This is a genomic window from Thalassobaculum salexigens DSM 19539, from assembly GCF_000423805.1.
Lineage (GTDB): Bacteria > Pseudomonadota > Alphaproteobacteria > Thalassobaculales > Thalassobaculaceae > Thalassobaculum > Thalassobaculum litoreum.
Window position 1 is genome coordinate 694,518 of sequence record NZ_KE384095.1, and the last position, 24,867, is coordinate 719,384.

The 24,867-nt window shown below is 69.0% G+C and carries 23 protein-coding genes and 1 tRNA gene; 11 read left to right on the top strand and 13 right to left on the bottom strand.

What is annotated here, in order from left to right; translation table 11 throughout:
* The first annotated feature begins 12 nt into the window (after positions 1-12).
* Positions 13-759, top strand: a complete 747-nt coding sequence (locus tag G578_RS0123705; protein ID WP_038015779.1) for an AraC family transcriptional regulator — start codon at positions 13-15, stop codon at positions 757-759.
* 6 nt (positions 760-765) lie between these two features.
* Here the strand turns inward: G578_RS0123705 and purD are convergent, their stop codons facing one another.
* Positions 766-2,037, bottom strand: coding sequence for a phosphoribosylamine--glycine ligase (gene purD / locus G578_RS0123710; protein WP_028796346.1), 1,272 nt, complete (start codon positions 2,035-2,037; stop codon positions 766-768).
* A gap of 110 nt (positions 2,038-2,147) precedes the next feature.
* The gene (locus G578_RS29800) at positions 2,148-2,477 is read right to left on the bottom strand and encodes a hypothetical protein (RefSeq protein ID WP_028796347.1); all 330 of its coding nucleotides are present in this window, start codon (positions 2,475-2,477) and stop codon (positions 2,148-2,150) included.
* A gap of 107 nt (positions 2,478-2,584) precedes the next feature.
* Here G578_RS29800 and xseA point away from each other — a divergent pair, with 107 nt between their 5' ends.
* Both xseA and G578_RS0123725 read left to right on the top strand, forming a co-directional pair.
* Positions 2,585-4,102, top strand: a complete 1,518-nt coding sequence (gene xseA, locus G578_RS0123720; RefSeq protein ID WP_028796348.1) for an exodeoxyribonuclease VII large subunit — start codon at positions 2,585-2,587, stop codon at positions 4,100-4,102.
* Positions 4,102-4,914: a M23 family metallopeptidase gene (locus G578_RS0123725; RefSeq protein WP_028796349.1), complete on the top strand. Its 813-nt coding sequence runs from the start codon at positions 4,102-4,104 to the stop codon at positions 4,912-4,914. The genes xseA and G578_RS0123725 overlap by 1 nt, the downstream gene beginning before the upstream one ends.
* 1 nt (position 4,915) lies before the next feature.
* On the opposite strand, the gene lpxK is transcribed toward G578_RS0123725, so the two are convergent.
* The 6 genes from lpxK to G578_RS0123755 all read right to left on the bottom strand — a co-directional run bounded on the left by lpxK (position 4,916) and on the right by G578_RS0123755 (position 9,612).
* Positions 4,916-5,884, bottom strand: a complete 969-nt coding sequence (gene lpxK / locus G578_RS0123730; RefSeq protein WP_028796350.1) for a tetraacyldisaccharide 4'-kinase — start codon at positions 5,882-5,884, stop codon at positions 4,916-4,918.
* The gene (locus G578_RS0123735; RefSeq protein WP_028796351.1) at positions 5,881-7,152 is read right to left on the bottom strand and encodes a 3-deoxy-D-manno-octulosonic acid transferase; all 1,272 of its coding nucleotides are present in this window, start codon (positions 7,150-7,152) and stop codon (positions 5,881-5,883) included. The genes lpxK and G578_RS0123735 overlap by 4 nt, the downstream gene beginning before the upstream one ends.
* Positions 7,149-7,853 carry a lysophospholipid acyltransferase family protein gene (locus G578_RS0123740; protein ID WP_038015782.1) on the bottom strand — a complete coding sequence of 235 codons (705 nt, stop codon included), beginning with the start codon at positions 7,851-7,853 and terminating at the stop codon, positions 7,149-7,151. The genes G578_RS0123735 and G578_RS0123740 overlap by 4 nt, the downstream gene beginning before the upstream one ends.
* Positions 7,854-7,960: 107 nt before the next feature.
* Positions 7,961-8,536 (bottom strand): demethoxyubiquinone hydroxylase family protein, encoded by a 576-nt coding sequence (locus G578_RS0123745; RefSeq protein WP_028796353.1) that lies wholly within the window; start codon positions 8,534-8,536, stop codon positions 7,961-7,963.
* 3 nt (positions 8,537-8,539) lie between these two features.
* Entirely contained in the window at positions 8,540-9,043 is a 504-nt protein-coding gene (locus G578_RS0123750) for a disulfide bond formation protein B (protein WP_028796354.1), read from the bottom strand.
* Complete coding sequence (locus G578_RS0123755) at positions 9,031-9,612, bottom strand: YqaA family protein (protein ID WP_028796355.1); 582 nt, start codon at positions 9,610-9,612, stop codon at positions 9,031-9,033. Before G578_RS0123755 ends, G578_RS0123750 begins: the two co-directional genes overlap by 13 nt.
* A gap of 204 nt (positions 9,613-9,816) precedes the next feature.
* Here G578_RS0123755 and G578_RS0123760 point away from each other — a divergent pair.
* Together G578_RS0123760 and G578_RS0123765 are read left to right on the top strand one after the other, a co-directional pair.
* Positions 9,817-9,903 (top strand) — tRNA-Leu (locus G578_RS0123760).
* Between the two features lie 230 nt (positions 9,904-10,133).
* The gene (locus G578_RS0123765; protein ID WP_028796356.1) at positions 10,134-10,928 is read left to right on the top strand and encodes a DUF2189 domain-containing protein; all 795 of its coding nucleotides are present in this window, start codon (positions 10,134-10,136) and stop codon (positions 10,926-10,928) included.
* A gap of 69 nt (positions 10,929-10,997) precedes the next feature.
* On the opposite strand, the gene leuA is transcribed toward G578_RS0123765, so the two are convergent.
* Positions 10,998-12,674, bottom strand: coding sequence for a 2-isopropylmalate synthase (gene leuA / locus G578_RS0123770; RefSeq protein ID WP_028796357.1), 1,677 nt, complete (start codon positions 12,672-12,674; stop codon positions 10,998-11,000).
* Positions 12,675-13,063: 389 nt separating this feature from the next.
* On the opposite strand from leuA, the gene G578_RS0123775 reads away from it, so the two are divergent.
* Entirely contained in the window at positions 13,064-14,092 is a 1,029-nt protein-coding gene (locus tag G578_RS0123775) for a lipid A deacylase LpxR family protein (RefSeq protein WP_051245220.1), read from the top strand.
* 327 nt (positions 14,093-14,419) lie between these two features.
* On the opposite strand, the gene G578_RS28855 is transcribed toward G578_RS0123775, so the two are convergent.
* Positions 14,420-15,223 (bottom strand): AraC family transcriptional regulator, encoded by an 804-nt coding sequence (locus G578_RS28855; RefSeq protein ID WP_051245221.1) that lies wholly within the window; start codon positions 15,221-15,223, stop codon positions 14,420-14,422.
* A 97-nt stretch (positions 15,224-15,320) separates the two neighbouring features.
* Between G578_RS28855 and G578_RS0123785 the strand changes: the two genes are divergently transcribed.
* Both G578_RS0123785 and G578_RS0123790 read left to right on the top strand, forming a co-directional pair.
* Positions 15,321-18,239 (top strand): FAD-binding and (Fe-S)-binding domain-containing protein, encoded by a 2,919-nt coding sequence (locus G578_RS0123785; RefSeq protein WP_038015785.1) that lies wholly within the window; start codon positions 15,321-15,323, stop codon positions 18,237-18,239.
* Positions 18,240-18,268: 29 nt separating this feature from the next.
* A complete protein-coding gene (locus G578_RS0123790) occupies positions 18,269-19,438 on the top strand; it encodes a pyridoxal-phosphate-dependent aminotransferase family protein (protein ID WP_028796360.1) in 1,170 nt (389 codons plus the stop codon).
* 59 nt (positions 19,439-19,497) lie between these two features.
* Here G578_RS0123790 and G578_RS0123795 read toward each other — a convergent pair whose 3' ends face one another.
* Together G578_RS0123795 and G578_RS0123800 are read right to left on the bottom strand one after the other, a co-directional pair.
* Positions 19,498-19,836 carry an AzlD domain-containing protein gene (locus G578_RS0123795; protein ID WP_028796361.1) on the bottom strand — a complete coding sequence of 113 codons (339 nt, stop codon included), beginning with the start codon at positions 19,834-19,836 and terminating at the stop codon, positions 19,498-19,500.
* Positions 19,833-20,540 carry an AzlC family ABC transporter permease gene (locus G578_RS0123800; protein WP_169400906.1) on the bottom strand — a complete coding sequence of 236 codons (708 nt, stop codon included), beginning with the start codon at positions 20,538-20,540 and terminating at the stop codon, positions 19,833-19,835. Before G578_RS0123800 ends, G578_RS0123795 begins: the two co-directional genes overlap by 4 nt.
* Positions 20,541-20,679: 139 nt before the next feature.
* On the opposite strand from G578_RS0123800, the gene G578_RS30345 reads away from it, so the two are divergent.
* The 3 genes from G578_RS30345 to G578_RS0123815 all read left to right on the top strand — a co-directional run bounded on the left by G578_RS30345 (position 20,680) and on the right by G578_RS0123815 (position 23,869).
* Positions 20,680-22,563, top strand: a complete 1,884-nt coding sequence (locus G578_RS30345; RefSeq protein WP_038015793.1) for an ABC transporter ATP-binding protein — start codon at positions 20,680-20,682, stop codon at positions 22,561-22,563.
* 142 nt (positions 22,564-22,705) lie between these two features.
* Positions 22,706-23,236 carry a PAS domain-containing protein gene (locus G578_RS0123810; protein WP_028796363.1) on the top strand — a complete coding sequence of 177 codons (531 nt, stop codon included), beginning with the start codon at positions 22,706-22,708 and terminating at the stop codon, positions 23,234-23,236.
* Between the two features lie 102 nt (positions 23,237-23,338).
* A complete protein-coding gene (locus tag G578_RS0123815; RefSeq protein ID WP_028796364.1) occupies positions 23,339-23,869 on the top strand; it encodes a PAS domain-containing protein in 531 nt (176 codons plus the stop codon).
* Between the two features lie 72 nt (positions 23,870-23,941).
* On the opposite strand, the gene G578_RS0123820 is transcribed toward G578_RS0123815, so the two are convergent.
* Entirely contained in the window at positions 23,942-24,856 is a 915-nt protein-coding gene (locus tag G578_RS0123820) for an ABC transporter permease (RefSeq protein WP_028796365.1), read from the bottom strand.
* Between the last annotated feature and the right edge of the window lie 11 nt (positions 24,857-24,867).

The following is a 24,867-nucleotide window of genomic DNA, read 5'->3' on the forward strand; positions in this document are numbered from 1 at the left end:
CCAGAGCCCCACATGCCGGACCCGGGGCGGCCCGATGTGGTCGGCTTCGCGCTAACCTACGGGTCCGGCACGGCGATCGAGCCCCACACCCACCCCGCCCATCAGCTCATTCATGCGATCTCCGGCGCCATGCGGGTGGTGGCGAGCGGCGGGATCTGGTTCCTGCCGCTCGGCCGGGCGCTCTGGATACCGGCGGAACTCGACCACGAGATCCGCTGCGACGGCGAGGTGGGGATGCGCACCGCCTATCTCAGCCGCGCCTGTCCCGAGGTGTTCGCCGATGTGCGGATGATCGCGGTCTCGCCGCTGCTGCGCGAGGTACTCGTCCGTCTTGCCGAAGGCGACGGAGGCGGGCTGCGGCCGGCCCTGCTGGAGATCCTGCTGCAGGAGATCGCCGGGGCGGGCCTGCCGCCGCTGCGCCTGCCCTATCCGGCCGACCCGCGCATCGCCGAGCTGGTGGCGCATCTGAATGCCGCGCCGGCGGACCGGACGCCGCTGGCGCAGTGGGCCAGGCGGCTGGGCTTCTCCGAGCGCAGCCTGATCCGGGCGGTGCGGGCGCAGACCGGCATGACCTTCCGCGACCTGCGGCGGTATTCCCGGGTCATGGCCGCCATCGAGCGGCTCTGCGAAGGCCGCCCGGTGACCATGGTCGCCTATGACGTGGGGTTCGAGACGCCGAGCGCCTTCGCCCATGCCTTCCGCACGGTTACCGGCAAGACGCCGCGCCAGTTCGTGGCCGAGGCGCGCGAGAGCTCCTGAGCGTCGTCAGCCCTGCAGGGCCCGCCAGGCGATGTCGCGCCGGCAGAAGCCGCCGGGCCAGTCGATCCCGTCCACCGCCGCATAGGCCCGCGCCCGGGCCTCGGCCGCGTCCTTGCCGATGGCGGTCACGCCCAGCACCCGGCCGCCGGTCGCCAGCAGGCGGCCGTCCTCGCCCCGGGCCGTGCCGGCGTGGAACACCACCACGTCGTCGCTCTCCACGGCCTCGGTGCCGGCGATGACGGTGTTCTTCTCGTAGGCGCCCGGATAGCCGTTGGCGGCCATGACCACGCAGAGCGCGGTCTCGTCGTGCCAGCGCAGGTGGAAATGGCCGATCTGACCGTCGGCTGTGGCGATCAGGGCGGACAGGAAGTCGCCCTTCAGGCGCAGCATCAGCGCCTGGCATTCCGGGTCGCCGAAGCGGACGTTGTACTCGATCAACTTCGGCCCCGCCTCGGTGATCATCAGCCCGGCGAACAGCACGCCGCGGAAGGTCCGGCCCTCGGCCGCCATGCCGGCGACGGTGGGGGCGATGATCTCCTTCACGATCCGCGCGGCCATGGCGTCGTCCACCACGGGGGCGGGGGAGTACGCCCCCATGCCGCCGGTGTTCGGGCCGGTATCGCCGTCGCCAACCCGCTTGTGGTCCTGGGCGCCGGCCAGCGGCAGGATCGCTTCGCCGTCGGTCAGCGCGAAGAAGCTGGCCTCCTCGCCGATCATCCATTCCTCGACGACGATCTCGGCCCCGGCCTCGCCGAAGGCCCGGTCGGCCATGATCGCGTCGACCGCCTCCAAGGCCTGGTCGACGGTCTCGGCCATGATCACGCCCTTGCCGGCGGCGAGCCCGTCGGCCTTGACCACGATCGGCGCACCCTGTTCGCGGATATAGGCCTTGGCGGCCTCGGCGTCGGTGAAGCGGCCATAGGCGGCGGTCGGGATGTGGTGGCGGGCGCAGAAATCCTTGGTGAAGGCCTTGGAGCCCTCCAGCACGGCGGCCGCGGCGGTCGGACCGAACGACTTGATCCCGGCGGCGTCCAGCGTGTCGACCAGCCCGGCGACCAGCGGGGCCTCCGGGCCGACGACGACGAACTCGATGGCGGAGTCCCGGCAGAACGCCACCAGGGCGTCGTGGTCGTCGACGCCGATGGGCACGCACTCGGCCTCGCGCGCGATGCCGGCATTGCCGGGGGCACAGAACAGCTTGGTCACCAGCGGCGAGGCGGCAATGGCCCAGCACAGGGCGTGCTCGCGCCCGCCGGAGCCCACGACCAGAATGCGCATGTCAGGCTTCTCCAGGTCCGATCCTTCGTCCCGCCGCCGGCTCGGCCCGGCGGCAGGCGCGGACCATACGCCGAGGCGCCGGGCCATGCCACCACGTCATCGCCTCGCGATCACCGGCGGGGCAGGGCCAGCAGCATCTCCTGGCGGAGCACCACCGGACGGGTCGCCAGGGCCGCCGCCCTGGGCCGCCAGACGGGCTCCGGGGCCGGGCATTCTTCACCCACCCAGAGATCGGATATCGACGCGACGGCCTGGAGCACGCGCGGTGCGGCCTTGCGGACGCTGGGGTCCGGCGCCTGCTCCGCGAGCCAGACGGTGGTGGAGAGGAATTCCGCGATCCTGGCGAGTTCGGTATGAATCGGGAGATCCCGCTCGCGGGCGATGGCACTGGCGGCGGAGAAGTCACCCTGGATAACGTGCCGGATGATGGGGTTTGTCATTTGATCTTCCATTGGTTGTGGTTTCAAGTCGAATGATGCGGGAATGAGCGTCCGAATTAGAGATCGTTGCCCGTGACGGCGGCCGCAGAAGGGTGGTACGGAGGCTCATGGAAGACGCAGCGTCAGACTCGGTCGGCAACCTGCCGGAGTTCTCCGTCGGCGAGATCAGCCTGGCGGTGAAGCGGACCGTTGAATCCAACTTCGAGCGCGTGCGGGTGCGCGGCGAGGTCTCGCGGCCCATGCGCGCGGGCTCCGGCCACGTCTATCTGACCCTGAAGGACGAGAACGCCGTCCTCGACGCCGTGTGCTGGCGCGGCGCCGCCCAGCGGCTGTCGATCCAGCCCGAGGACGGGATGGAGGTCATCGCCACCGGCAAGCTGACCACCTATCCCGGCCGCTCGAAGTATCAGATGGTCATCGAGCAGATGGAGCTGGCGGGCGAGGGCGCGCTGCTCAAGCTGCTGGAGGACCGGCGCAAGCGGCTGGCCGCCGAGGGCCTGTTCGAGGCCGAGCGCAAGCGGCCGATCCCGTTCCTGCCGAGCGTCATCGGCGTCGTCACCTCGCCGACCGGCGCGGTCATCCGCGACATCCTGCACCGGCTGGCCGACCGCTTCCCGGTGCATGTCATCGTCTGGCCCGTGCTGGTGCAGGGCGACGGGGCGAAAGATCAGGTGTCCCGCGCGATCCGCGGCTTCAACAGCCTGCCGGAACAGGGCGGGCCGATGCCGCGTCCGGACCTGCTGATTGTCGCGCGCGGCGGCGGCAGCCTGGAGGATCTCTGGGCCTTCAACGAGGAGGAGGTGGTGCGCGCCGCCGCTGCCTCCGACATTCCGCTGATCTCCGCCGTGGGCCATGAGACGGACACCACCCTGATCGATTTCGCCAGCGACCGCCGGGCGCCGACCCCTAGCGCGGCGGCCGAAATGGCGGTGCCGGTGCGCGCCGACCTGATCGCCCGCCTCGCCGAGGACACCGCCCGGCTGACCGGCGCCGTCAGCCGCCGCCTGAACGAGGGTCGGACCGTCGTCTCCGGTCTGGCGCGCGGGCTCGGCGATCCGGGCGCGCGCATCGAGCAGGCGCAGCAGCGGCTGGATTATGCGTCGGGCACGTCGCGCAGCCGGATCACCGCCCTGCTCGACCGGCTGAAATACGCGGTCGATCGGCCGATCCCCTCGCCGGCCGAGATCCTGGCCCGCACCCGGGGCCGGTTCGACACGGTGGCGCGCGGCCTGCGGGTCGGGCCGATCGAGCGCTCGATCGCCGACGGCGACCGCGACCTCGCCCGACTGCTGCGCGGCGCCCGGTCGGCCTATGGGCGGCGCCTGAAGAGCGAGGAGGACCGGCTCGCCGGGCTGGGCAAGCTGCTGGACGCCAATTCCTTCGAGCGGGTGCTGGAGCGCGGCTTCGCCCTGGTGCGCGACGAGTCCGGCGCCCCGGTGAAATCCGCCGCCGAGACCAGCGCCGGCCAGACGGTATCCCTGCGGTTCCGCGACGGCGAGACGTCGGCGGTCATCGGGACCGGTCCCGCTCCAGCCGACGGCGGCGGCGGCGCGAAGCCGAAAGCCCGTGCCAAGCCGGCTCCCGCCTCTCCGCCCGATACCCCGACCCAGGAGACCCTGTTCTGATGCGCCGGCTGTTCGCGATCGCCTGTCTCGTGCTGCTGTCGACGGCGGCGCGGGCCGAGACAACCTTCAACGGCGCCTTCACCCAGGGCGGGGTCGTGTTCGGTCGGACCGATCCGGGCTCCAGGCTGGTGCTCGACGATATCCCGGTGAAAGTGGACGAGGACGGTGTCTTCGTCTTCGGCTTCCATCGCGACGCGCCGGCGACGTCCACCCTGACGATCACAGCGCCGGACGGCTCGGCGGAGACCCGGACCCTCGACGTGGCGCCGCGCGACTTCAAGATCCAGCGGATCGACGGCCTGCCGGAGAACATGGTGACGCCGCCGCAGGAGGTGCTGGACCGCATCCGGCGCGATCAGGCGGAGGTGGCGGCGGCGCGGGCGGCGGACCGACCGGAGACCGATTTCCGCTCCGGCTTCATCTGGCCGGCGAAAGGGCCGATCTCCGGCGTCTACGGCAGCCAGCGGATCCTCAACGGCCAGCCGCGCCAGCCGCATTACGGCATCGACATCGCCGCTCCCAAGGGCACGGCCGTGGTGGCGCCGGCCGACGGGCTGGTGACCCTGGCGGCGACCGATCACTACTACACCGGCGGCACCCTGATTCTCGACCATGGCCACGGGCTGTCCAGCACCTTCATCCACATGGACAGCGTGGCGGTGAAGGTGGGCGAGCACATCCGGCAGGGCACGGTGATCGGCACCATCGGCGCCACCGGGCGGGCGACCGGACCGCATCTGGACTGGCGCATGAACTGGTATGACCGGCGTCTCGACCCAGCCTTCGTCGTGCCGCCGATGCCGACCAACTAATTTAGACGACGGCGCGCGCCAGCACGGCACGTGCCGCCGCCGGATCTCGCCAGGCGAGCGACACGTCGACCACCGTCACCATCGCCCGCGCCTCGGCTGGCAGACGCACCGCATCCTTCGCTGTGGTGACCGCGATGGCGTTCTCGGCGACGGCCCGTTCCACCAGTTCCATGACCTCCAACGGTCGGTAGGGGTGGTGGTCGTCGAAAGCCCGGAAGCCGACGATCTCCGCTCCCAGGCCGGTCAGGGTCTCGCGGAATTTCTCAGGCCGGCCGATCCCGGCGAACCCCAGGACCCGGCGTGCCCGTAGGGCGAGGGCGGCGGGCGACGGTTCCAGCACGGCGCGCAGGACCGGACGTCCGTCGCCGATCCTGGCCGCAATCCCGGTGCGATCCTCGCCGATCAGGATCACCGCGTCGGATTTCTCCAGCGCGTCGCGCCAGGGCTCGCGCAGGGGCCCCGCCGGTATCAGGCGACCATTGCCGATCCCGGCCCCGCCATCGACCACCAGCAGGCACAGGGTCGGGGCGAGTGAGGGGTTCTGCAGCCCGTCATCCATGACGATCACGTCGATGCCGATCTGTTCCAGCAGCCGCGCTCCGGCCGCCCGGTCGCGGGCGATCACCGTCGGCGCCGTTCCGGCCAGCAGCAGCGGTTCGTCGCCCACATCGGCGGCCGCGTGCCGGGCGGGATCGACCCGCACCGGACCCGTGAGCCTGCCGCCATGGCCGCGCGACAGCAGGCCGACCCGTCTGCCCCGTGCAAGGAGATCGCCGGCCACCGCCAGCACCGTGGGTGTCTTGCCGGCACCGCCGGCGGTGGCGTTGCCGACGCAGATCAGCGGGACTGACGGCCGGTAGGGCGTCGTCGTCGCCTTGCGAAGCCCGGCTCCCAGGCGCCACAACCAGCTCGCCGGAGTCAGGGCGAGCCCCGGCCAGCCGCCCGTGGCCCAGAAGGCGGGGGCCTTCACCCCGCCTCTCCGGGCAGCAGCGGGGACAGGGCGTCGAGAATGCGGTCAAGCCCGGCGCGGCCCTCGGCGGCGACCGCCCGGGCGCTGGCGGCCATCTGCGCCGCCGCCGCCGGATCGTCCAGCAGGGCGCCGACCGTTTCGGCTAGGCTGGCGGCGTCGCGGATCTCCGTCGCCCCGCCGGCGGCGAGCAGGGCATCGGCGGCGTCCCGGTTGTTGGGGATGAGCGGGCCGAAGACCAGGGCGGTGCCGCAATGGGCGGGCTCGATTGGGTTGTGACCGCCGACGGGCACCAGGGAGCCGGCGAGGAAGGTCACCGGGATCGCGCTGTAGAAGGCGGCGATCTCGCCCATCGTGTCGGCCAGATAGATGGCGGTCCGCGGCGTCACCGGCTCGCCGGCGGAGCGCCGCGCCAGGCCGAGGCCCCGGCTCTGGGCCAGGGCGGCGATCTCGTCCCCGCGCCGGGTGTGGCGCGGCACGATCACCGTCAGCAGATCGGGCCGGGCGGCTGCGAGCCGGGCGTGGGCATCGAGCACCACCGAATCCTCTCCCGGATGGGTGCTCGCCGCCAGCCAGACCGGCCGGCCTGCGATCACGCCCCGGATGTCCGCTGCCAGGGTATCGTCGACCACCGGCGGGTCGCCCGCGGCCTTCAGGTTGCCGGCATAACGTACGTCGGCGCAGCCCAGCGCCGAGAACCGGCGGGCCTGGTCCTCGCTGGCGGCCAGCACCAGGTCGAAGGCGTCGAACAGCGGCCGGGCGAGCCGTCCCAGCCGCCGCCAGCGCTGGAATGCACCGACCGAGAGCCGGCCATCGACGATGGCCATGGGTATGCCGCGCGCATCCGCCTCGGTCACCAGGGTCGGCCAGAGGTCCGACTCCATCCAGATGCCGAGATCCGGCCGCCAATGGGCCAGGAACCGGCCCACCCAGGCCGGCCGATCGACCGGCACGAACTGGTGGATCACACCCTCGGGCAGGCGTTTGGCCATGGCGTCGGCCGAGGTGGTGGTGCCGGTGGTCATCAGCAGGGCGAGGTCCGGCCGGGTATCGCGCAGGGCCCGGACCAGAGTGAGCAGCCCCACCGCCTCGCCGACGCTGGCGGCGTGCAGCCAGATCAGCCGGCCCTCGGGTCGGGATCGGTCGGCGACGCCGCGGCGCTCGTCCAGCCGGCCGGGATCCTCCTTGCCGCGCGCCACCCGGCGGTCGAGATAGACGTCGATCACCGGACCCAGAGCGGTGGCCAGACCTTTGTACAGCGGCAGGATCATCGGCGGACCTTCGCCTTCTCCGGCGCCGGCGGGATCGGCTCAAGGCCGAGCGACCGGTCGGCCTCGTCGGTGATCCGGATCAGGGTCTCCTCGATCCGCGCGCGGTTGCGCTCCCGCTCCCCGGCGTCGGCGGTCACGGTGACGGGGGCGCCAAGGATCAGCACGCCCCGGGTGAACGGCAGCGGCACCAGGAAGCGGTCCCAGGACCGGGCCTGGATCCGCGGCCGGGAACTGTAGGCGACGGGGATCACCGGGGCGCCGCTGAGCCGTGCCGCCTCGACCACCCCCATCTGGCAGCGCATGCGGGGGCCTCTCGGTCCGTCCGGCGTGGCGGCGACGGGCAGCCCGTCCTCCAGCGCCCGGAGCATGCCCCGCAGCGCGCCCAGGGGATTGCGCCGGGTCGAGCCTTCGATCGGTCGCGAGATGAAGGCCGCCAGGGCCGTGCCGAGCATGCGGCCGTCGCCATGGGAGGAATGGACCATGGCCATCGGCCGGCCGCGGGTCCAGGCGGCGGCGATCAGCCCCAGCCGGTTATGCCAGAACGCGCCGATGAACGGCTTGCCGCTGTCGATCAGCGCGGCCGCCGCCGGATCGATCCGGCGGTCCATCCGGACGGTCGCCAGCAGCAGGCCCAGATAGCCGCGCAGCACCCAGGTCAGCACGGCGGAACCCGCATCGCTCCGGAGGATGGATTTCAGCATGGTCTGGCGGCTGACCTCGGCACGGGGACGGCCCGCATGGGGCTGTATCGCCGCCTTCTAACACGCCGGCGCGGGGCCTGCATGTCCGCAGCGGCCGGGTTACGGGATCAGACGCGTTCGCTCAGCCAGATCGCCAGGCGCGAGCCGGCGGCGATCGCCGCGCGCATGACCGGATAGCCGACCGTCTCCTCGCCGCCATGCTCGCGGCCGATATGGGCGTGCTCGGCCTCCTCGGCGCGGAATTCCTCGATCGTCTGCTTCAGCGCCGCCTCGTCCTCGCCCAGCGACTCGTGCTGGCGGCGATAGTGGTCGTCGATCACCTCTTCGACGGCGATGGTGCAGGCCATGGCCGCCTTCTCGCCCAGCAGCGCGGTGCCGGCGCCCAGGGCGAAGCCGGCGACGTTCCACAACGGGTGCAGCAGGGTCGGCCGGGCCCGGCGCTCGACGATCAGCTTCTCGAAGGCGGCGAGGTGCTTCTCCTCCTGCTGCTGCATGTGGCGGATCGTCTTGCCGCAGGGCTTGCGGCCGAGGATCGCGAGCTGGCCTGCGTAGATCCGCTGGGCGCCGAACTCCCCGGCATGGTCGACGCGCAGGATACGGTCGATCTGCGCGCGCTTGGACAGGTCGCCGGGCAGGCGGCGGCCCCTGACGGCGGCGGCGGGCTTCGCGGCGGTTTGGGTCATCGCTCAGGCTCCCGGTCGGGCATTGCTCTGCACCAGCATGGCGCGGATCGCCACGAGGGCAACCCCCAGCGCGTAGAGGAGGTTCCAGCCGGCCATGGAAATGCCGAACAGGGAGAAGGCGACCTCGTCGCAGCGCACGATCGGTGCGTTCATGATCTGGGCGCGCAGGGCGTTCAGGTCGTCGGTGCCGGAGGTCGAGCCGCAGCCGGAGGTGCCCTCCCACCAACCCTGCTCGACGCCCACATGGAAGCCGCCGATGCCGCCGGAGACCAGGACGGCGAGGATGGCGAGCCCGGTCAGCGCGCGCGCGGCCGCAGGGGCCAGGCGCGCAGGGGCCCGGCGAAGGGCGATGGCGGCGAGGCCGAGCCCGATCGCCGCCAGATAGGGCCAGCGCTGCCAGATGCAGAGCACGCAGGGCTGCAGGTCGAAGCCGTACTGGGAGATCAGCGCGGCCGCCAGTGCGGCGGCGGCGGCGGCCGCGACGAAGAGCGGGGTCAGAACAGCCATTTGATCGCCACGAAGCCTCCCAGCAGGAGCACGAAGAACACGGTGGTGATCAGCCCCAGATGCCGCTCCAGCACCCGGCGGATCGGCGGTCCGAAATACCACAGCAGACCGGCGACGGCGAAGAACCGCACGCCGCGCGCCAGAACCGAGGCGATGACGAACACCAGCAGATCGAGTCGGGTTACGCCGCTGGCGATGGTGATCACCTTGTAGGGGAAGGGCGTGACGCCGGCGCCGAAGACGACCCAGGCGCCCCAGTCGTTGTACATGTCGGCGAAGGCGTCGAATTTGTCCGCCTTGCCGTAGAGTTCAAGGATCGGCTGGCCGAGCGCCTCGAAGAACAGGCTGCCGATGGCGTAGCCCAGCAGACCGCCCAGCACCGAGGCAACGGTGGCGATCAGGGCGATCCGCCAGGCCTTGGCGCGGTCGGCGAGGATCATCGGCACCATCATCACGTCCGGCGGGATCGGGAAGACCGAGCTTTCCACGAAGGAGACCAGGGCGAGCCAGCGCTCGGCGTGCCGGTGGCCGGAGACCCGCAGGGTCCAATCGTAGAACGGACGGAGCATGGAGCGGCCTCGGCGCGGTGTCGACGGGTGAGCGCTGCGATACCAGCCGGCGACCGGGGCGGCAAGATGGCAGGCGCCTGCGGCCGTCTGGTGTTGCCGGTACCGGTCGCGGGCTGGGCGGCCCCGACCGACGCCGACCGACCATGCCGGGCGCGATCCGATTGACCGGGTGTCGCGGGCTCGGCATAGTGCGGCCCGCCCGGCGCCCCCGTGGCGGAATTGGTAGACGCGACAGACTCAAAATCTGTTTTCCGCAAGGAAGTGTCCGTTCGAGTCGGACCGGGGGCACCACGAACTTTCCCTCATTCAAGAATCTACGAGCGCCGGCAACCACGCCGCGCGGCGGGATGGGCATGGCGTCGTCGGGGCCGTCATGCGGATATCTGGTGCGGCCGGTGCACCGAGCGTAGACTGATTGAAAATCACACCGCCGGGCGCGCCGGATGGCCGTGTCCAGAGCGGAGCGCTGTTGGGGCGGTCACCCGTTCGGGCGGGCGTCCCCAGGGGAAGGGGCGTCCGACATGAGCACCGATCAGCCGCATGCGCATACATCGCCGGTCCCGCGCCTGGATGTGCGGGCGGCCGGCTTCGACGACATCCGGGCCGCCCTTGGGGCGGGGCTGCGCGATACCGTGGCCTCACCGGTCCTCAGCCTGTTCTTCGGCCTGGTCTGCGCCCTGTTTGGCGCGGTCCTGGTGTCCAGCCTCGTGGTCTACGACCAGATCCTGATCGCCGTGGCCGCTGGGGTGGGCTTTCCCCTGGTCGCGCCGTTCCTGGCGGCGGGGCTCTACGAGATCTCGCGCCGGCGCAGCCGGGGGGAGAGCTATCGCGCGTCGGACATCTTCCTGGTGGTCTTCGCCCAGCGCGGCCGCCAGCTCGGCTGGATGAGCTTCGTGGTGCTGTTCGTGTTCTGGATGTGGGCCTATCAGGTGCGGCTGGTGATGGCCCTGACGCTCGGCTATCGCGGCATGAGTTCGCTGGAAGCCTTCGCCGACGTCCTGCTCACCACATCGCAGGGCGCCTCGTTCCTGATCGTCGGCACCATCGTCGGGGCGGTGCTGTCGACCATCCTGTATTCGCTGACTGTCATCTCCATGCCGCTGCTGCTGGACAAGGAGATCGACTTCATCACCGCGATGATCACCAGCGTGAAGACCGTTCTTGCCAGCCCGGCTGTGATGCTGATCTGGGGGGCGGCTGTCGGCGCGCTGACGCTGCTGGCGATCGCGCCGGCGCTCCTCGGCGTGATCGTGATCTTCCCGATCCTCGGGCACACGACCTGGCACCTCTACGACCGGCTGGTGTTCGAGAAATAGCGCCCGCAAACAGGAAGGGCGGGCGCGGGACCGTCCCGCACCCGCCCGAGTGTTCAGTCCCGCGACCGGTTACAGCCGGTTACACGCGCTCACCACCGCCTTGATCGGCGCCAGGGTGATGTCGGTGTCGATGCCCACGCCGAAGATGCTGGTCCCAGTCTCGTCCGGCACCTTGATCTCGATATAGGCGGCGGCCTCGGCGTCGGAGCCGACCGAGCGGGTGTGCTCCACATAGTCCTTGAGCTTGAACTTCAGCCCGAACTCCTTGCGCATCATGTGCGAGAAGGCGTTGACCGGGCCGTTGCCCTGACCGGTGATCGTCTTCTCCGTGCCGTTGTCGGTGAGCACGGCATTGACCTCCACGACCTGGTTCGAGCCGGGTACGCGGCGGGATTCGAAGTTGACCAGGTTGAACCGGCCCTCGGGCTGGGTGACGTATTCCTTCTCGAAGGCGTTCCAGATCTCCTGGCTGGAGATCTCCTGGCTGCTGGCGTCGGTCAGGCGCTGGATGACCTGGCTGAACTGGGCCTGCCATTCCTTGGGAAGCCGAATGTGGTGGTCGTTCTCCAGCACATAGGCGATACCGCCCTTGCCCGACTGCGAGTTGACGCGGATCACCGCCTCGTAGTCTCGGCCGATATCGTGCGGGTCGATCGGCAGGTAGGGCACCTCCCACACGCCGCTGTTCGCCGCCTTGATCGCCTTCATGCCCTTGTTGATCGCGTCCTGGTGCGAGCCGGAGAAGGCGGTGTGGACCAGCTCGCCGGCATAGGGATGGCGCGGGTGGATCGGCAACTGGTTGCAGTATTCCGCCGTTTCCATCAGCCCGTTGATGTCGGAGAAGTCCAGCTTCGGGTCGACGCCCTGGGTGAACAGGTTCAAGCCCAGGGTGACGATGTCCACGTTGCCGGTGCGCTCACCGTTGCCGAACAGGGTGCCTTCCACCCGGTCGGCGCCGGCCATCACCGCCAGCTCGGCCGCCGCCACGCCGGTGCCCCGGTCGTTATGCGGGTGAACCGACAGGCAGATCCGGTCGCGCCGGGTGAAGTTGCGGTGCATCCACTCGATCTGGTCGGCGTAGATGTTCGGCGTCGACATCTCCACCGTGGAGGGCAGGTTGAGGATGATCTGGTTGTCGACGACCGGCGCCCAGATATCCATGACCGCCTCGCAGACCTCCAGGGCGTAGTCCAGCTCGGTGCCGGTGAAGCTCTCCGGCGAGTACTGGAGCTGGACGTTCTGGCCGGCCAGCATCGGCAGGCGGTCGCGCACCATCTCCGCGCCCTCGGTGGCGATCTTCTTCACGCCGGCCTGATCCTGCTGGAACACCACCCGGCGCTGCAGCTCGGAGGTCGAGTTGTACAGGTGGATGATGACGTTCTTGGCGCCGAGCACGCTCTCGAAGGTACGCTGGACCAGATGCTCGCGCGCCTGGGTCAGGACCTGGATGGTGACGTCATCGGGGATCAGGTTCTCCTCGATGAGCTGGCGCACGAAATTGAAGTCGGTATCCGAGGCGGACGGGAACCCGACCTCGACCTGCTTGAAGCCCATCTTGACCAGGGCGTCCCACATCCGCCGCTTGCGGGCGCCGTCCATCGGGTCGACCAGGGCCTGGTTGCCGTCGCGGAGGTCCACGGAGCACCAGATCGGGGCGGTGTCGATGACCTTGTCCGGCCAGGATCGCTTGGGCAGATCGACCTGGGCGTAGGCGCGGTATTTGTGGATCGGCATGCGGTTCAACATCGTCTTTCCTCCTGGGGCGCGCCGCCGGTCCGATCCCTCGCTCGGGAGGTCGGGTGCCGTGGGCGGGCGCCGGATTATCGTCGCTCTCGTCTGCTGGTGTGTGTCGCCGCCACGCCACAGGAACGGGAAATTTCGAACGCAGCTCGGGCGTCCGGAATTTTCGATACCTGTTGGGGGTCACTGCCGATCATCAGGTCGGCCTCAATGGAACCTTGGGGTGGACGCGCGGGGCGAACGAATCTGTCCCGGTCTCTCTCAGAGAGCCGGGCAAATAAGTCGCAGGCCGAGCATCGCGGTTCCGAACATCATGGCAGCAGTTGAGCCATAAGCGCGTCTTACGGTCAAGTCCGGACTGGCGCGTTCCATCGCAGCAACGTATGAGTCGGTCCATGCGCAAAATTCTCTACGCCCTGCTTCTCGCCGTTCCCGCCGCTCCGGCCTTCGCGGATGAAAAGCCGAAGGAGGAGGTGGACAAGGACGAGTCGGTTCTCAGCTTCACGCTGGAGAACGACCTTCCCGCCAATACGGACCAGTACTACACCAACGGCTTCCGCTTCACCTGGACCAGCGAGGTGAACAATGTGCCGTATGTGGTGCGCAGCGGTTCCGAGCCGCTGCTGGGCACCGGGGAGAAGACGCGCTGGCAGGCGACTTTCGGTCAGAACCTGTACACGCCCCAGGACATCAAGCTGGAGAACCCGCCGGCGGACGACCAGCCCTATGCCGCCTGGCTCTACGGATCGGTCGGCGTGATCACCGACGAGCCCTACGAGCAGGACAGCCGGTTCTCGCGGGTGCAGACCTCCGCGCTGCTGTCGCTCGGCGTCGTCGGTCCGCTGGCCCTCGGCGAGGAAGTGCAGGATTTCGTGCACGATCAGATCGGCTCTCCCGATCCCCAGGGCTGGGACCATCAGCTCAACAACGAGCCGGCGGTGCTCCTGATGCTGCAGCGGCGCTGGGTCTTCGGCGCGCCGCTGGCGAGCTATGGCGGGTTGCGGGTCGATGCCGCGCCGCACACCACGGTGGCGCTGGGCAACGTGTTCACCCACGGCGCCGCGGGCATCACCTTCCGCCTCGGCGATCCGCCGGAGGGCGACTACGGTCCGCCGCGCATCCAGCCGGCGAGCCCGGGGTCGGACTTCTTCGGCGAGGTGGTCGGCGGCGACCGGCTCGGCTGGTATGTGTTCGCCGGTGCCGAGGGCCGGGCGGTGGCCCGCAACATCTTCCTCGACGGCAACACGTTCGAGGACTCCCCCAGCGTCGACAAGAACATCTTCGTCGGCGAGCTGTCGGCCGGCGCGGTGCTGACCTATGACGACTTCCGCATCGCCTATACCCACGTGATCCGGAGCCCCGAGTTCGAGGGGCAGAACGGTCCGAGCGTGTTCGGCGGGATCACCGTGGGCTGGCGGTTCTAGAAGGGGGCGCGGCGCGCCTGCTCTTTTCCTTCCCCGTCTTCCCGGCCTTGCGCCGGGACCCAGCCGTCAGCAGCCGGAACGCCCGAGGATGATGGTCCGCAGGCGCAGCGCGCCTCTCCCTGGATCCCGGCGCAAGGCCGGGAAGACGGGGAGGGCTATGGGGCCTGTCCCTCGGCGGCCGTGATTTCGGCACCGCCTTTCCAACAAGTCCGACACTCCCCGGCCTTGTGCCAGGGCGAGCCCGTCCGTCGCTCCGAGACTTCCGAGAGCGCGCAAGCTCGCGGGCTAGGCCCGGAATAAATCCGGGCAGGGAACCGAAGGAGGGTGTTAACCCCCCGCCAGCCGCTGGAACTGCCCCGGCGTGACCTGGAACGCCTTGTGAAAGGCCGCCACGAAGGCGCTTGAGGTGGCGTACCCCGCCTCGAAGGCCACGTCCGTCACCCGGTCCCCCGTCAGCAGCTTCTCCGCCGCCGCCGTCAGCGCCAGATAGCGGCGCCAGTCGCGATAGGTCATCCCCGTCTCCGCCTGCACCCTCCGGCGCAGGGTACGCGGGCTGACGGCCAGGATATCCCCCCATTCCTCCAGCGAGCGGTCGTCCGACGGGTCGGCGCTGACCGCATCGGCGATCCGCGCCACCGCCGGATCGCCCGGCCGGGGCAGGCGCACGCTCACCCCCGGTGCCGGGCGCACCAGCGCCAGCGCGGCACCGGCCACCGTGGTCCAGGCCCGGTCCAGTCGCTCCCGGTCGTAGGTCTCCGCCAGCCAGGTCACCATGTCGGCCAGCGGCGTGCCCTGTTCCACCGCGCTGGGACTGTCGGGCAGGGCGCCGGCGCCGTCGTCGCGCACGAAGAGACTGCGCATGGAGCGTTCCTCCGGTGCGAGCGAGCGGTGCGGCGTGCCGGCCGGCAGCCACAGCACGCTGCCCCGCGGCACCAGCCAGACCCGCTGCGGCGTCTCCACCCGCATCACCCGGGCGAGCGTCAGGGCGAGCTGGCCCCGGTCATGGGTGTGCCACGGCACGCTGGCCCCCGGCGCGAAGGACGCGGCATGGCCGATCACCGGCGTGTCGGTCTCCTCGTGACCGCTCACCGGATCCTTGCCGGATCCTCCATCCTGTCCGCTCGGCGACATCCGTTGTCCGCTCGCTTGGTATCGTCGGCCCTATCCTGGCGCTAGATTAGCACGCGAGGAAACGCAAAACGGGGCCAAGCCCCCGAGGGTAGAGACGATGGCGGATGCAGCGACGCGGATCGGCGATTCCGCCCTGGCCGAGCGGCTGGGACGCGAGATCGAGGGCGAGGTGAAGTTCGACGCCTTCACCCGCGGCCGCTATGCCACCGACGCCTCGATCTATCAGGTCGAACCGATCGGCGTGGTCATTCCGAAGACCGAGAACGACCTGCGCGCCGCCGTGCATATCGCCGAGATGGAGGGCATTCCCCTGCTGCCGCGCGGCGGCGGCACCTCGCAATGCGGGCAGACGGTGAACACCGCCCTGGTGCTCGACTGCACCAAATATCTGCGAGGGATCACCGACTACGACGAGGAGACCCACGAGGTCACCGTTCAGCCGGGCATCGTGCTCGACCATCTGAACGCCTGGCTGAAGCCGAAGGGGCGGATCTATCCGGTCGACATCTCGACCTCGTCGCGGGCCACCATCGGCGGCATGGCGGCCAACAATTCCTGCGGTGGCCGCTCGATCCATTACGGCATCATGGTCGACAACGTGGCCGCCATCGACGCCATCCTGATGGACGGCACCGAGGCCCGCTTCGACCGGGTGCCGGGCAATATCGGTGAGCTGTCGGGGCCGGCGCGCTACCGCGACCTGGTGCAGCGGATCCGCGCCATCGCCGAGCGCGAGCAGACCGAGATCGATGCCAACATCCCCAAGCTGATGCGCAAGGTCGGCGGCTACAACCTGGATCGGGTGGTGGCCCGCGATGCCGCCGGTGGCCACAACATGGCCTCGCTGCTGGTCGGCTCCGAAGGCACGCTCGCCCTGTCGCGGCGGATCACGCTGAAGACCCACGCGATCCCGAAGCACCGGGTGGTCGGCGTCTGCCATTTTCCGACCTTCCACGCGGCGATGGAGAACACCCAGCACCTGGTGACCCTGAAGCCGTTCGGGGTCGAGCTGATCGACCGCACCATGATCGAACTGGCCCGCGAGATCCCGATGTTCCAGGCGGCCATGCGCGAGTTCGTGGCCGGCGAGCCGGACGCGCTGCTGCTGGTCGAGTTCGCCGGCGACGAGAAGGATCCGCTGCTGGCCAAGCTGGCTGATCTGGAAACCATGATGGCCGATCTCGGCTTCCCCGGTGCCGTGGTGCGGGCGGAGGATCCGGGCCTGCAGGCGCGGATCACCGAGGTCCGCCAATCCGGCCTGAACATCATGATGTCGATGAAGAGCGACGGCAAACCGGTCTCCTTCATCGAGGATTGCGCGGTGCCGCTGGAACACCTGGCGGACTACACCGCGCGGCTGACCGACGTGTTCACCAAGCACGGCACCAAGGGCACCTGGTACGCCCATGCCTCGGTCGGCACCCTGCATGTGCGGCCGATCCTGAACATGAAGGACGGCGGCGACGTGAAGAAGATGCGCGCCATCGCCGAAGAGGCCTTCGAGATGGTGCGGGAGTACAAGGGCTCCCATTCCGGCGAGCATGGCGACGGCATCGTGCGCTCGGAATTCCACCGCTCCATGTTCGGCGACCGGGTCGTCGACGCCTTTGCCGAGGTGAAGCGCACCTTCGATCCCAAGGGGCTGATGAACCCGGGCCGGATCGTCGATCCGCCGAAGATGGACGACCGCTCCCTGTTCCGCTTCAAGCCCGGCTACACGGCGGTGAACCCGGACACCCGCTTCGACTGGTCCGCCTGGGGCGGGCTCTCCGGGGCGGTGGAGATGTGCAACAACAACGGCGCCTGCCGCAAACGCGATCCCGGCGTCATGTGCCCGAGCTTCCGTGCCACCGGCGACGAGCAGCATCTGGTGCGCGGCCGGGCCAACACCCTGCGCCTCGCCCTGTCCGGCCAGCTCGGCCCCGAGGCACTGACCGATCCGGCGCTGAAGGAGACGCTGGACCTCTGCGTCGGCTGCAAGGGCTGCAAGCGGGAGTGCCCGACCGGCGTCGACATGGCGAAGATGAAGACCGAGGTGCTGGGCCAGTACGTGAAGCGCCACGGCCTGTCGGCCAAGGACCGGCTGATCGCCGAGATGCCGCGCTATGCCGAGGCGGCGAGCCGCTTCTCCTACCTCGCCAACCTGCGCGACGCGGTGCCGGGGGCGGCCTGGCTCAGCGAGAAGGTTTTCGGATTCGCCAAGGAGCGGACCCTGCCGCACTGGACGTCCGCGCCGTTCCGAGGATCCGAAGTGTCGGACCGACCGGTGGTGGACGGCCGCGAGGTCGTGCTCTTCGCCGACACCTTCAACACCTATTTCGAGCCGGAGAACCTGCGGGCCGCCGTCGCGGTGCTGGAGGCGGCCGGTTACACGATCCACGTGATCGACCCGGTGCCCGAGGGCGGACGGCACCTGTGCTGCGGGCGCACCTACCTTGCCTCCGGCCTGATCGAGAAGGCGGAGGCCGAGATGGCCCGGCTGGCCGAGGCCTTCGCGCCGTTCGCCGAGCGCGGAGTGCCGATCGTCGGGCTGGAGCCGTCCTGCCTGTTCACCCTGAAGGACGAGCTGCCCTCGCTGCTGCGCGACCGGGCCGGCAAGGTGCCGGAGATGGCGATGCTGTTCGAGGAGTTCATCGCCCGCGAGGCCGCAGCCGGGCGGCTGGACGGGCTCAAGCTCAAGCCGATCGGCACCAAGGCCCTGGTCCACGGACACTGCCACCAGAAGGCCTTCGCCGCCATGGGACCGGTGCAGACCGCCCTTAAGCTGATTCCGGGTCTCGACGTGTCGGTGATCGAGTCGAGCTGCTGCGGCATGGCCGGCGCCTTCGGCTACGAGAAGGACCACATCGAGGTGTCGATGAAGATGGCCGAGCTCAGCCTACTCCCGGCGGTCCGGGCGGCCGATCCTGACACCATCCTCGTCGCCGACGGCACCTCGTGCCGCCACCAGATTCACGACGGCGCAGGGCGAGAGGCGATCCACGTCTCCCGCGTCCTGGAACGCGCCCTCGCCTGACCAGAACAGACCCTTAGGAGGAACACCCCATGGCCCACCGTGCCGGCCCCCACTTCCTGCAGATCCCCGGTCCCTCCAACGTGCCGGGCCGCATCCTGCGCGCCATCGAACGGCCGACCATCGACCACCGCGGCCCCGAGTTCCAGGCGCTGGCCAAGGAGGTGCTCGAGAAGATCAAGCCGATCTTCAAGACCAAGAACCCGGTGATCATCTTCCCCGCCTCCGGCACCGGCGCGTGGGAGGCCGCCCTGGTCAACACGCTGTCCCCCGGCGACAAGGTGCTGATGGTCGAGACCGGCCAGTTCTCCACCCTGTGGGTCGAGCTCGCCACCCGGATCGGCCTGAAGCCGGAGGTGATCGAGGGCGACTGGCGCCGCGGTGTGGATCCGGCAGCGGTCGAGGCGCGCCTGTCCAAGGACAAGGGCCACGAGATCAAGGCTGTGTGCTGCGTCCATAATGAGACCTCGACCGGCGTCACCTCCCGCATCCCCGAGGTGCGCAAGGCGATCGACGCGACCGGCCATCCGGCGCTGTTCATGGTCGACACGATCTCGGGTCTGGCCTCGGCCGACCTGCGCCATGACGAATGGGGCATCGACGTCACCATTTCCGGCTCGCAGAAGGGCCTGATGTTGCCGCCGGGGATCAGCTTCAACGCGGTCAGCGACAAGGCGCTGGAAGCATCCAAGTCGTCGAAGATGACCAAATCCTACTGGGAGTGGTCGTCGCAGATCGGCCAGAACCCGACCGGCAACTTCCCGTACACCCCGAACACCAACCTGCTCTACGGCCTCAACGAGGCCTGCGACATGCTGATGGACGAGGGGCTGGACAACGTCTTCGCCCGCCACGAGCGCCACGCCGAGGCGACCCGCCGGGCGGTGCGCCAGTGGGGTCTGGAGATCCAGTGCGAGGATACCCGCGAATACTCGCCCGTGCTGACCGGCGTGGTGATGCCCGAGGGCCACGACGCCGACGCGGTGCGCAAGGTGATCCTGGACAAGTTCGACATGTCGCTGGGCGCGGGCCTCGGCAAGGTGAAGGGCCGGATGTTCCGCATCGGCCATCTGGGCGATTTCAACGACCTGATGCTGTGCGGCACCCTGTCCGGCTGCGAGATGGGCCTGCGGATGGCCGGCGTGCCGATCCAGACCGGCGGCGTCCAGGCGGCGCTCGACTATCTGAGCGGGAACGCCTGACCTCCCACACACTCAGACGTCATCCCGAACCTGTTTCGGGATGACGATAGGCTTGAACTCTACCCCAACGCCCCCGCCGCCAGCGCGAAGCTGATCGTGCCGCTCGCCACCCCGACCAGCAGGTTGCGCCGCGACAGGTAGAACGCGGCCACGCCGATCAGCGCGGCACCCAGCCTCACCTCCAGCCCGACGCTCGCCAGATCGCCGGTCGGCAGGATCAGCAGCCGCGACAGCAGGCCGGCCAGCACCGCGAAGGAGGCGAAGGAGAACCAGCGGAACACAGCGCCCTGCGGATCCAGGCGCCTGGCCAGGAAGACACCGAGGGCGCGCCACAGCGCCGTGGCCGCGATGGCGCCGACCACCACCAGCGCCGCCGTCGCCGGTCCGAACGCCGTCATGGTTGCTCCTGCCGTCGGGTGCCGTCGGCCAGGAACCCGGCGGTGCCGCCGATCAGGCCGGTGATGATCAGGCCGGTGTCGGGAAAGTACATGTTGATCGGAATGCCCGCCGCCACGCCGGTGATCACCGCCACGGCCGCTCCCCGGCCCCTGGTGTCGAGCAGCAGCAGCAACAGGAAGCAGGCATTGATGAACAGCAGGGCCATCGCCAGGGGCTTGGGCAGGCCGGCGGCGCCGAGATAGCCGATCAGCGTGGCGATCGCCGCCACCGTCACGCAGACGCAGGTGAAACCGGTGTGGTAGCCGAGCCGGGCCTGGGGCGTCTCCGGCGCGGAGCTGCGCATGACATAGGCCCAGGAGGTGGCGGACATGAGCTGGGCCTGGGCGAAGCGCGTGGCGAGGCCGCCGCCGCCCAGCGTCGGCATGAGCGACACCGCCATGGGGAAGAACCGCATGTTCGCCATGCCCACGGCGATGGCGATCGCCAGCACGTCGGCCCCGGCCGCATACATCTCCGCCATGACGATCTGACCCGGCAGGCCCCAGATCAGGATGGTGGAGAGCACGGCCAGCCCGCCGCCGAACCCGGTGTCATGGGCCAGCGCGCCATAGCCGGTAAGGCTGCCCAGCAGCACAACCGTTGGGAGGCCTACCGCGGCCCGCATTCCCGCTTTCAGGCCGCCGGGGAAGTCGACTGGTTTCATGGGGGCATCGTAGCGGGGATAAATGGCGGGAAAACCGGAAAAACACCTGCAAATCATGGTCCGGCTCGGTTAGTGTATGCAATCTCGCCCCCGCCGAAGAGGGGTACAGGGACGGTTTTGTTTTTTTGGGAGTTAGGGGATGGATGCCAATCGGCTCATCGAGGTCAACGATCTGAAGGTCCACTTCCCGCTGGAGGACCGTACGGTCAAGGCGGTCGATGGCGTCTCGTGGCATATCGACAAGGGAGAGACCCTGGCCGTTGTCGGCGAATCCGGCTCCGGCAAGTCGGTGACCGCCATGTCGATCATGCGGCTGACGGACAATGCCGGCGGCAAGATCCCCTCCGGCGAGATCCTGTTCCGCAAGCCCTCCGGCGACGTGGTCGATATCGCCAAACAGCCGATGGACGAGATGCGCGCCATCCGCGGCAACGACATCTCGATGATCTTCCAGGAGCCGATGACGTCGCTGAACCCGGTGTTCACCGTCGGCTTCCAGATCGCCGAGGCGATCATGCTGCACCAGGGCAAGACCGAGGAGCAGGCGCTGCAGCAGGCGCTGGAGATGCTCAAGCTGGTCCGCATTCCCGAACCCGAGAAGCAGCTCTCGCAGTATCCGCACCAGCTTTCCGGCGGCATGCGCCAGCGCGTGATGATCGCCATGGCCCTGTCGTGCCGGCCGAGCCTGCTGATCGCCGACGAGCCGACCACCGCGCTCGACGTGACGATCCAGGCGCAGATCCTCGATCTGATCAAGCAGCTGCAGAACGAGATCGGCATGTCGGTGATGTTCATCACCCACGACATGGGCGTGGTCGCCGAGGTGGCGGACCGGGTCGTCGTCATGCTGCGCGGCAAGGTGGTCGAGGAAGGCCCGGCCCAGCAGATCTTCGAAAATCCGCAGCACCTGTATACGAAGGCGCTGCTGGCGGCGGTGCCGCGGCTCGGCTCGATGAAGGGCTACGCGCGGCCGATGAAGTTCGCGAACGTGGACGTCAGCCGGGCCGAGGGCGACACGGTGTCCGAGCAGGCCGTCATGTCCGAGGCCGCGCTGCAGATCCGCGACACCGTGAAGGTCGACGCGCCGCCCCTGCTGCAGGTCGAGGGGCTGACCACGCGCTTCGATATCCGCGGGGGCATGTTCGGCAAGGCGAGCGGCCGGGTCCACGCGGTCGAGAACGTCTCCTTCACCCTGCAGCCCGGCGAGACCCTGGCCGTGGTCGGCGAGTCCGGCTGCGGCAAGTCCACCACCGGGCGCAGCATCATCCGCCTGGTTCAGCCGACCCGCGGCTCGGTGATCTTCGAGGGCCAGGAGCTCAGCGGCCTGTCCGCGTCGGAGATGCGGCCGTTCCGCCGCGACATGCAGATGATCTTTCAGGATCCGTTCGCGTCGCTGAATCCGCGCATGACGGCGGGCGACGCCATCGCCGAGCCGATGATCGTGCACGGCCTTGCCCGCGGCAAGGAGGCCCAGGACCGGGTGATCGACCTGCTGCGCCGTGTCGGCCTTGATGCCGAGCATGCCGGTCGGTATCCGCACGAGTTCTCAGGCGGTCAGCGTCAGCGTCTCTGCATCGCCCGCGCGCTCGGCCTGTCGCCGAAGCTGATCATCGCCGACGAGGCGGTGTCGGCCCTCGACGTGTCGATCCAGGCGCAGGTGGTGAACCTGATGATGGATCTGCAGGAGGAGATGGGCCTCGCCTACCTCTTCATCAGCCATGACATGGCGGTGGTCGAGCGGATCAGCCATCGGGTGGCGGTGATGTATCTCGGCGAGATCGTCGAGATCGGCCCGCGCCAGGCGGTGTTCGAGAATCCGCAGCACCCCTATACCAAGAAGCTGATGGCCGCGGTGCCGATCGCCGATCCGTCCAAGCGCAAGACCGAGCTGCGCCTGATGACCGACGAGATCCCGAGCCCGGTCAAGCCGGTCGGCTACGAGCCGCCGCAGCGCTACTATGACGAGGTGTCGCCCGGCCATCTCGTGCAGCGCACCGCCAGCGGAGCCGCCGAGGCGGCCTGACGTTCGGGGATCCGATTGTCGAAGATTTCCATGAAGGCCCGTCGCAGGACGGGCCTTCTTCATTTCAGGCACTGGTCCAATGTCAAAACGAGAGTATTTAGTTTAAAATAGTTCTTCATCAGCCCGATACGGTGGAGGGAAGATGGACGGCAGCTCGTCATTCTCGGCGATCATCTCGGATCCGCTGCTGCGTTCGGTCTATGAACAATGGCGGGACCTCTGCCGCACGCTTGGCCGGCTGCCACGCCGTCGGGAGATCGACCCCATCGACCTGCCGCCCGCCTTCCTGCCGCTTGCGATGATTCTGGTCCGCGAGCGGACCGGTCGATACCGATGCGAGCTCGCCGGCGCGAGACTGCAGGAGATGCACAAGTCGTCGATGACCGACATGTATGTGGACGAGGTGCTGCCGGCCGGCCCCGCCGAGATCCGCCAGCGGATCTACGCCAGGGCCCTCGACGATCCCTGCGCCGCCTATTGCCGTCTGCGTTTCGCCATTCCCGGGCGGGAGTTCGTCGCCAGCGACCGGCTCTATCTTCCGGCTCTGTCCAACGACGGCGACGACGTGTCGGTCCTTTTCTCCGGCCAGAGCTTCCTGTCGATCGCGGACCTGCGGGGCGAAGAGGAGGATGACGGGCTCTATCGCCTGGCCTTCGACGAGCCGTTCCGCTGAGAACCGCCCATTGACCGAGACCGGGATCGGATCGGCTTCGACATCTTCGCGGATTTGACGCAACATCGATGAAAATCCGTCCGGCAACGTAAGAGGTTCGACGTGAATCAGGCCCTGGGCTTTCGGGCGTCGCTCACCGACGCGGGACTGGTCGGTCTGTACGACTACTGGATGGCACTGCGGCAGTCGCTGGGGCGCCTGCCGCGCCGGTCGGAGATCGATCCGCTCGACCTGCCGGCCGAGGTCCTCCCTGGTATGATCATCATTGAGCGCGACGCCGATCTCCGGTTCTGGTGCCGGCTTGCGGGGACGCGGATGCGCGAGATCTACGGCTTCGAGGTTACCGGCAAGTATCTGGACGACGTTATGCCGGCGGGAGCGGTCACGTTCCGGAAGGGGATCTATCAGACCGTCCTGGACGGGCGGTGTGCCCTGTTCTGCCGGTTGCGGTTTTCCGTCCCCGGCCGGGAGTTCGTGGCCAGCGACCGGCTCTACGTGCCCGTTCTGAACGACGACACCGACGAGGCGACCGTCCTGGTCGGCGCCCAGCGCTATCTGATGAGCTCTGAAATCGTTGGGTCGCCGGACAGCGACGGCATCTACAGCCTGGTCGTCGACGACACGCCGGCCTGACTGGCACGGCATCCCCGGAACTGAAAAGGGCCCCGAAACCGGGGCCCTTTTCGCAGGTTGCTGCCGTCGCGCTCACTGGGAGCGCAGGCGGGGATCCAGAGCGTCGCGCACGGCGTCGCCGAACAGGTTGAAGCCGAACACCGCGATGGTGATGGCCAGACCCGGGAAGATCGGCACCCAGATCGCGCTCTCGGCGTATTCCTCGGCACCGCCCTGCAGCATCAGGCCCCAGGCCGGAGTCGGCTCCTGCACGCCCAGGCCCAGATAGGACAGGGACGCCTCCAGGAGGATCGCCTCGCCCAGGAACGCGGTGAGCATGATCAGGAACGGGGCGACCACGTTCGGAGCGATATGCCGGAAGATGATCCGCGCGCTGCTGTAGCCGATCGAGCGGGCGGCATCCACATAGGGCATCTCGCGCACTGCCAGTGCGCTCGAGCGCACCACGCGGGCACAGCGCGGGATGAACGGGATGGTGATCGCCATGATCACCTTCTCCGTGCCGGTGCCGAAGATGGCGACGATCGCCAGCGCCATGATGATCAGCGGGAACGCCATGAAGACGTCGATGACCCGCTGCAGGATCAGGTCGAAATAGCCGCCGAAATAGGCGCTCGCCACGCCCAGGGCCAGACCGGCGCAGGAGCCGATGATGGCCGCGGTGAAGCCGACGAGCAGGGCCGTCCGCGCGCCGTAGATGATGCGCGAGAACAGGTCGCGGCCGAACTGGTCGGTGCCGAGCAGGAAGAAGCCTTCGCCCATCTCGCTGGTGGATCCCGGCGGGACGAGCATGTCGGCGAAGTTCGCCTGCTCCGGGTCGAAGGGGGCCAGCCACGGCGCGAAGACCGCCATGAAAACCATCGCCAGGACCACGAGTCCGCCGGCAAAGCCCAACGGCTGTTTGCGGGCGAGGCTGCCGATATGCTGCAGGACGGACTTTCGCTGCGGCAGCCGATCGGACTCGATGCTGATGTCGGGGGTCGTCATCGTGATGGCTC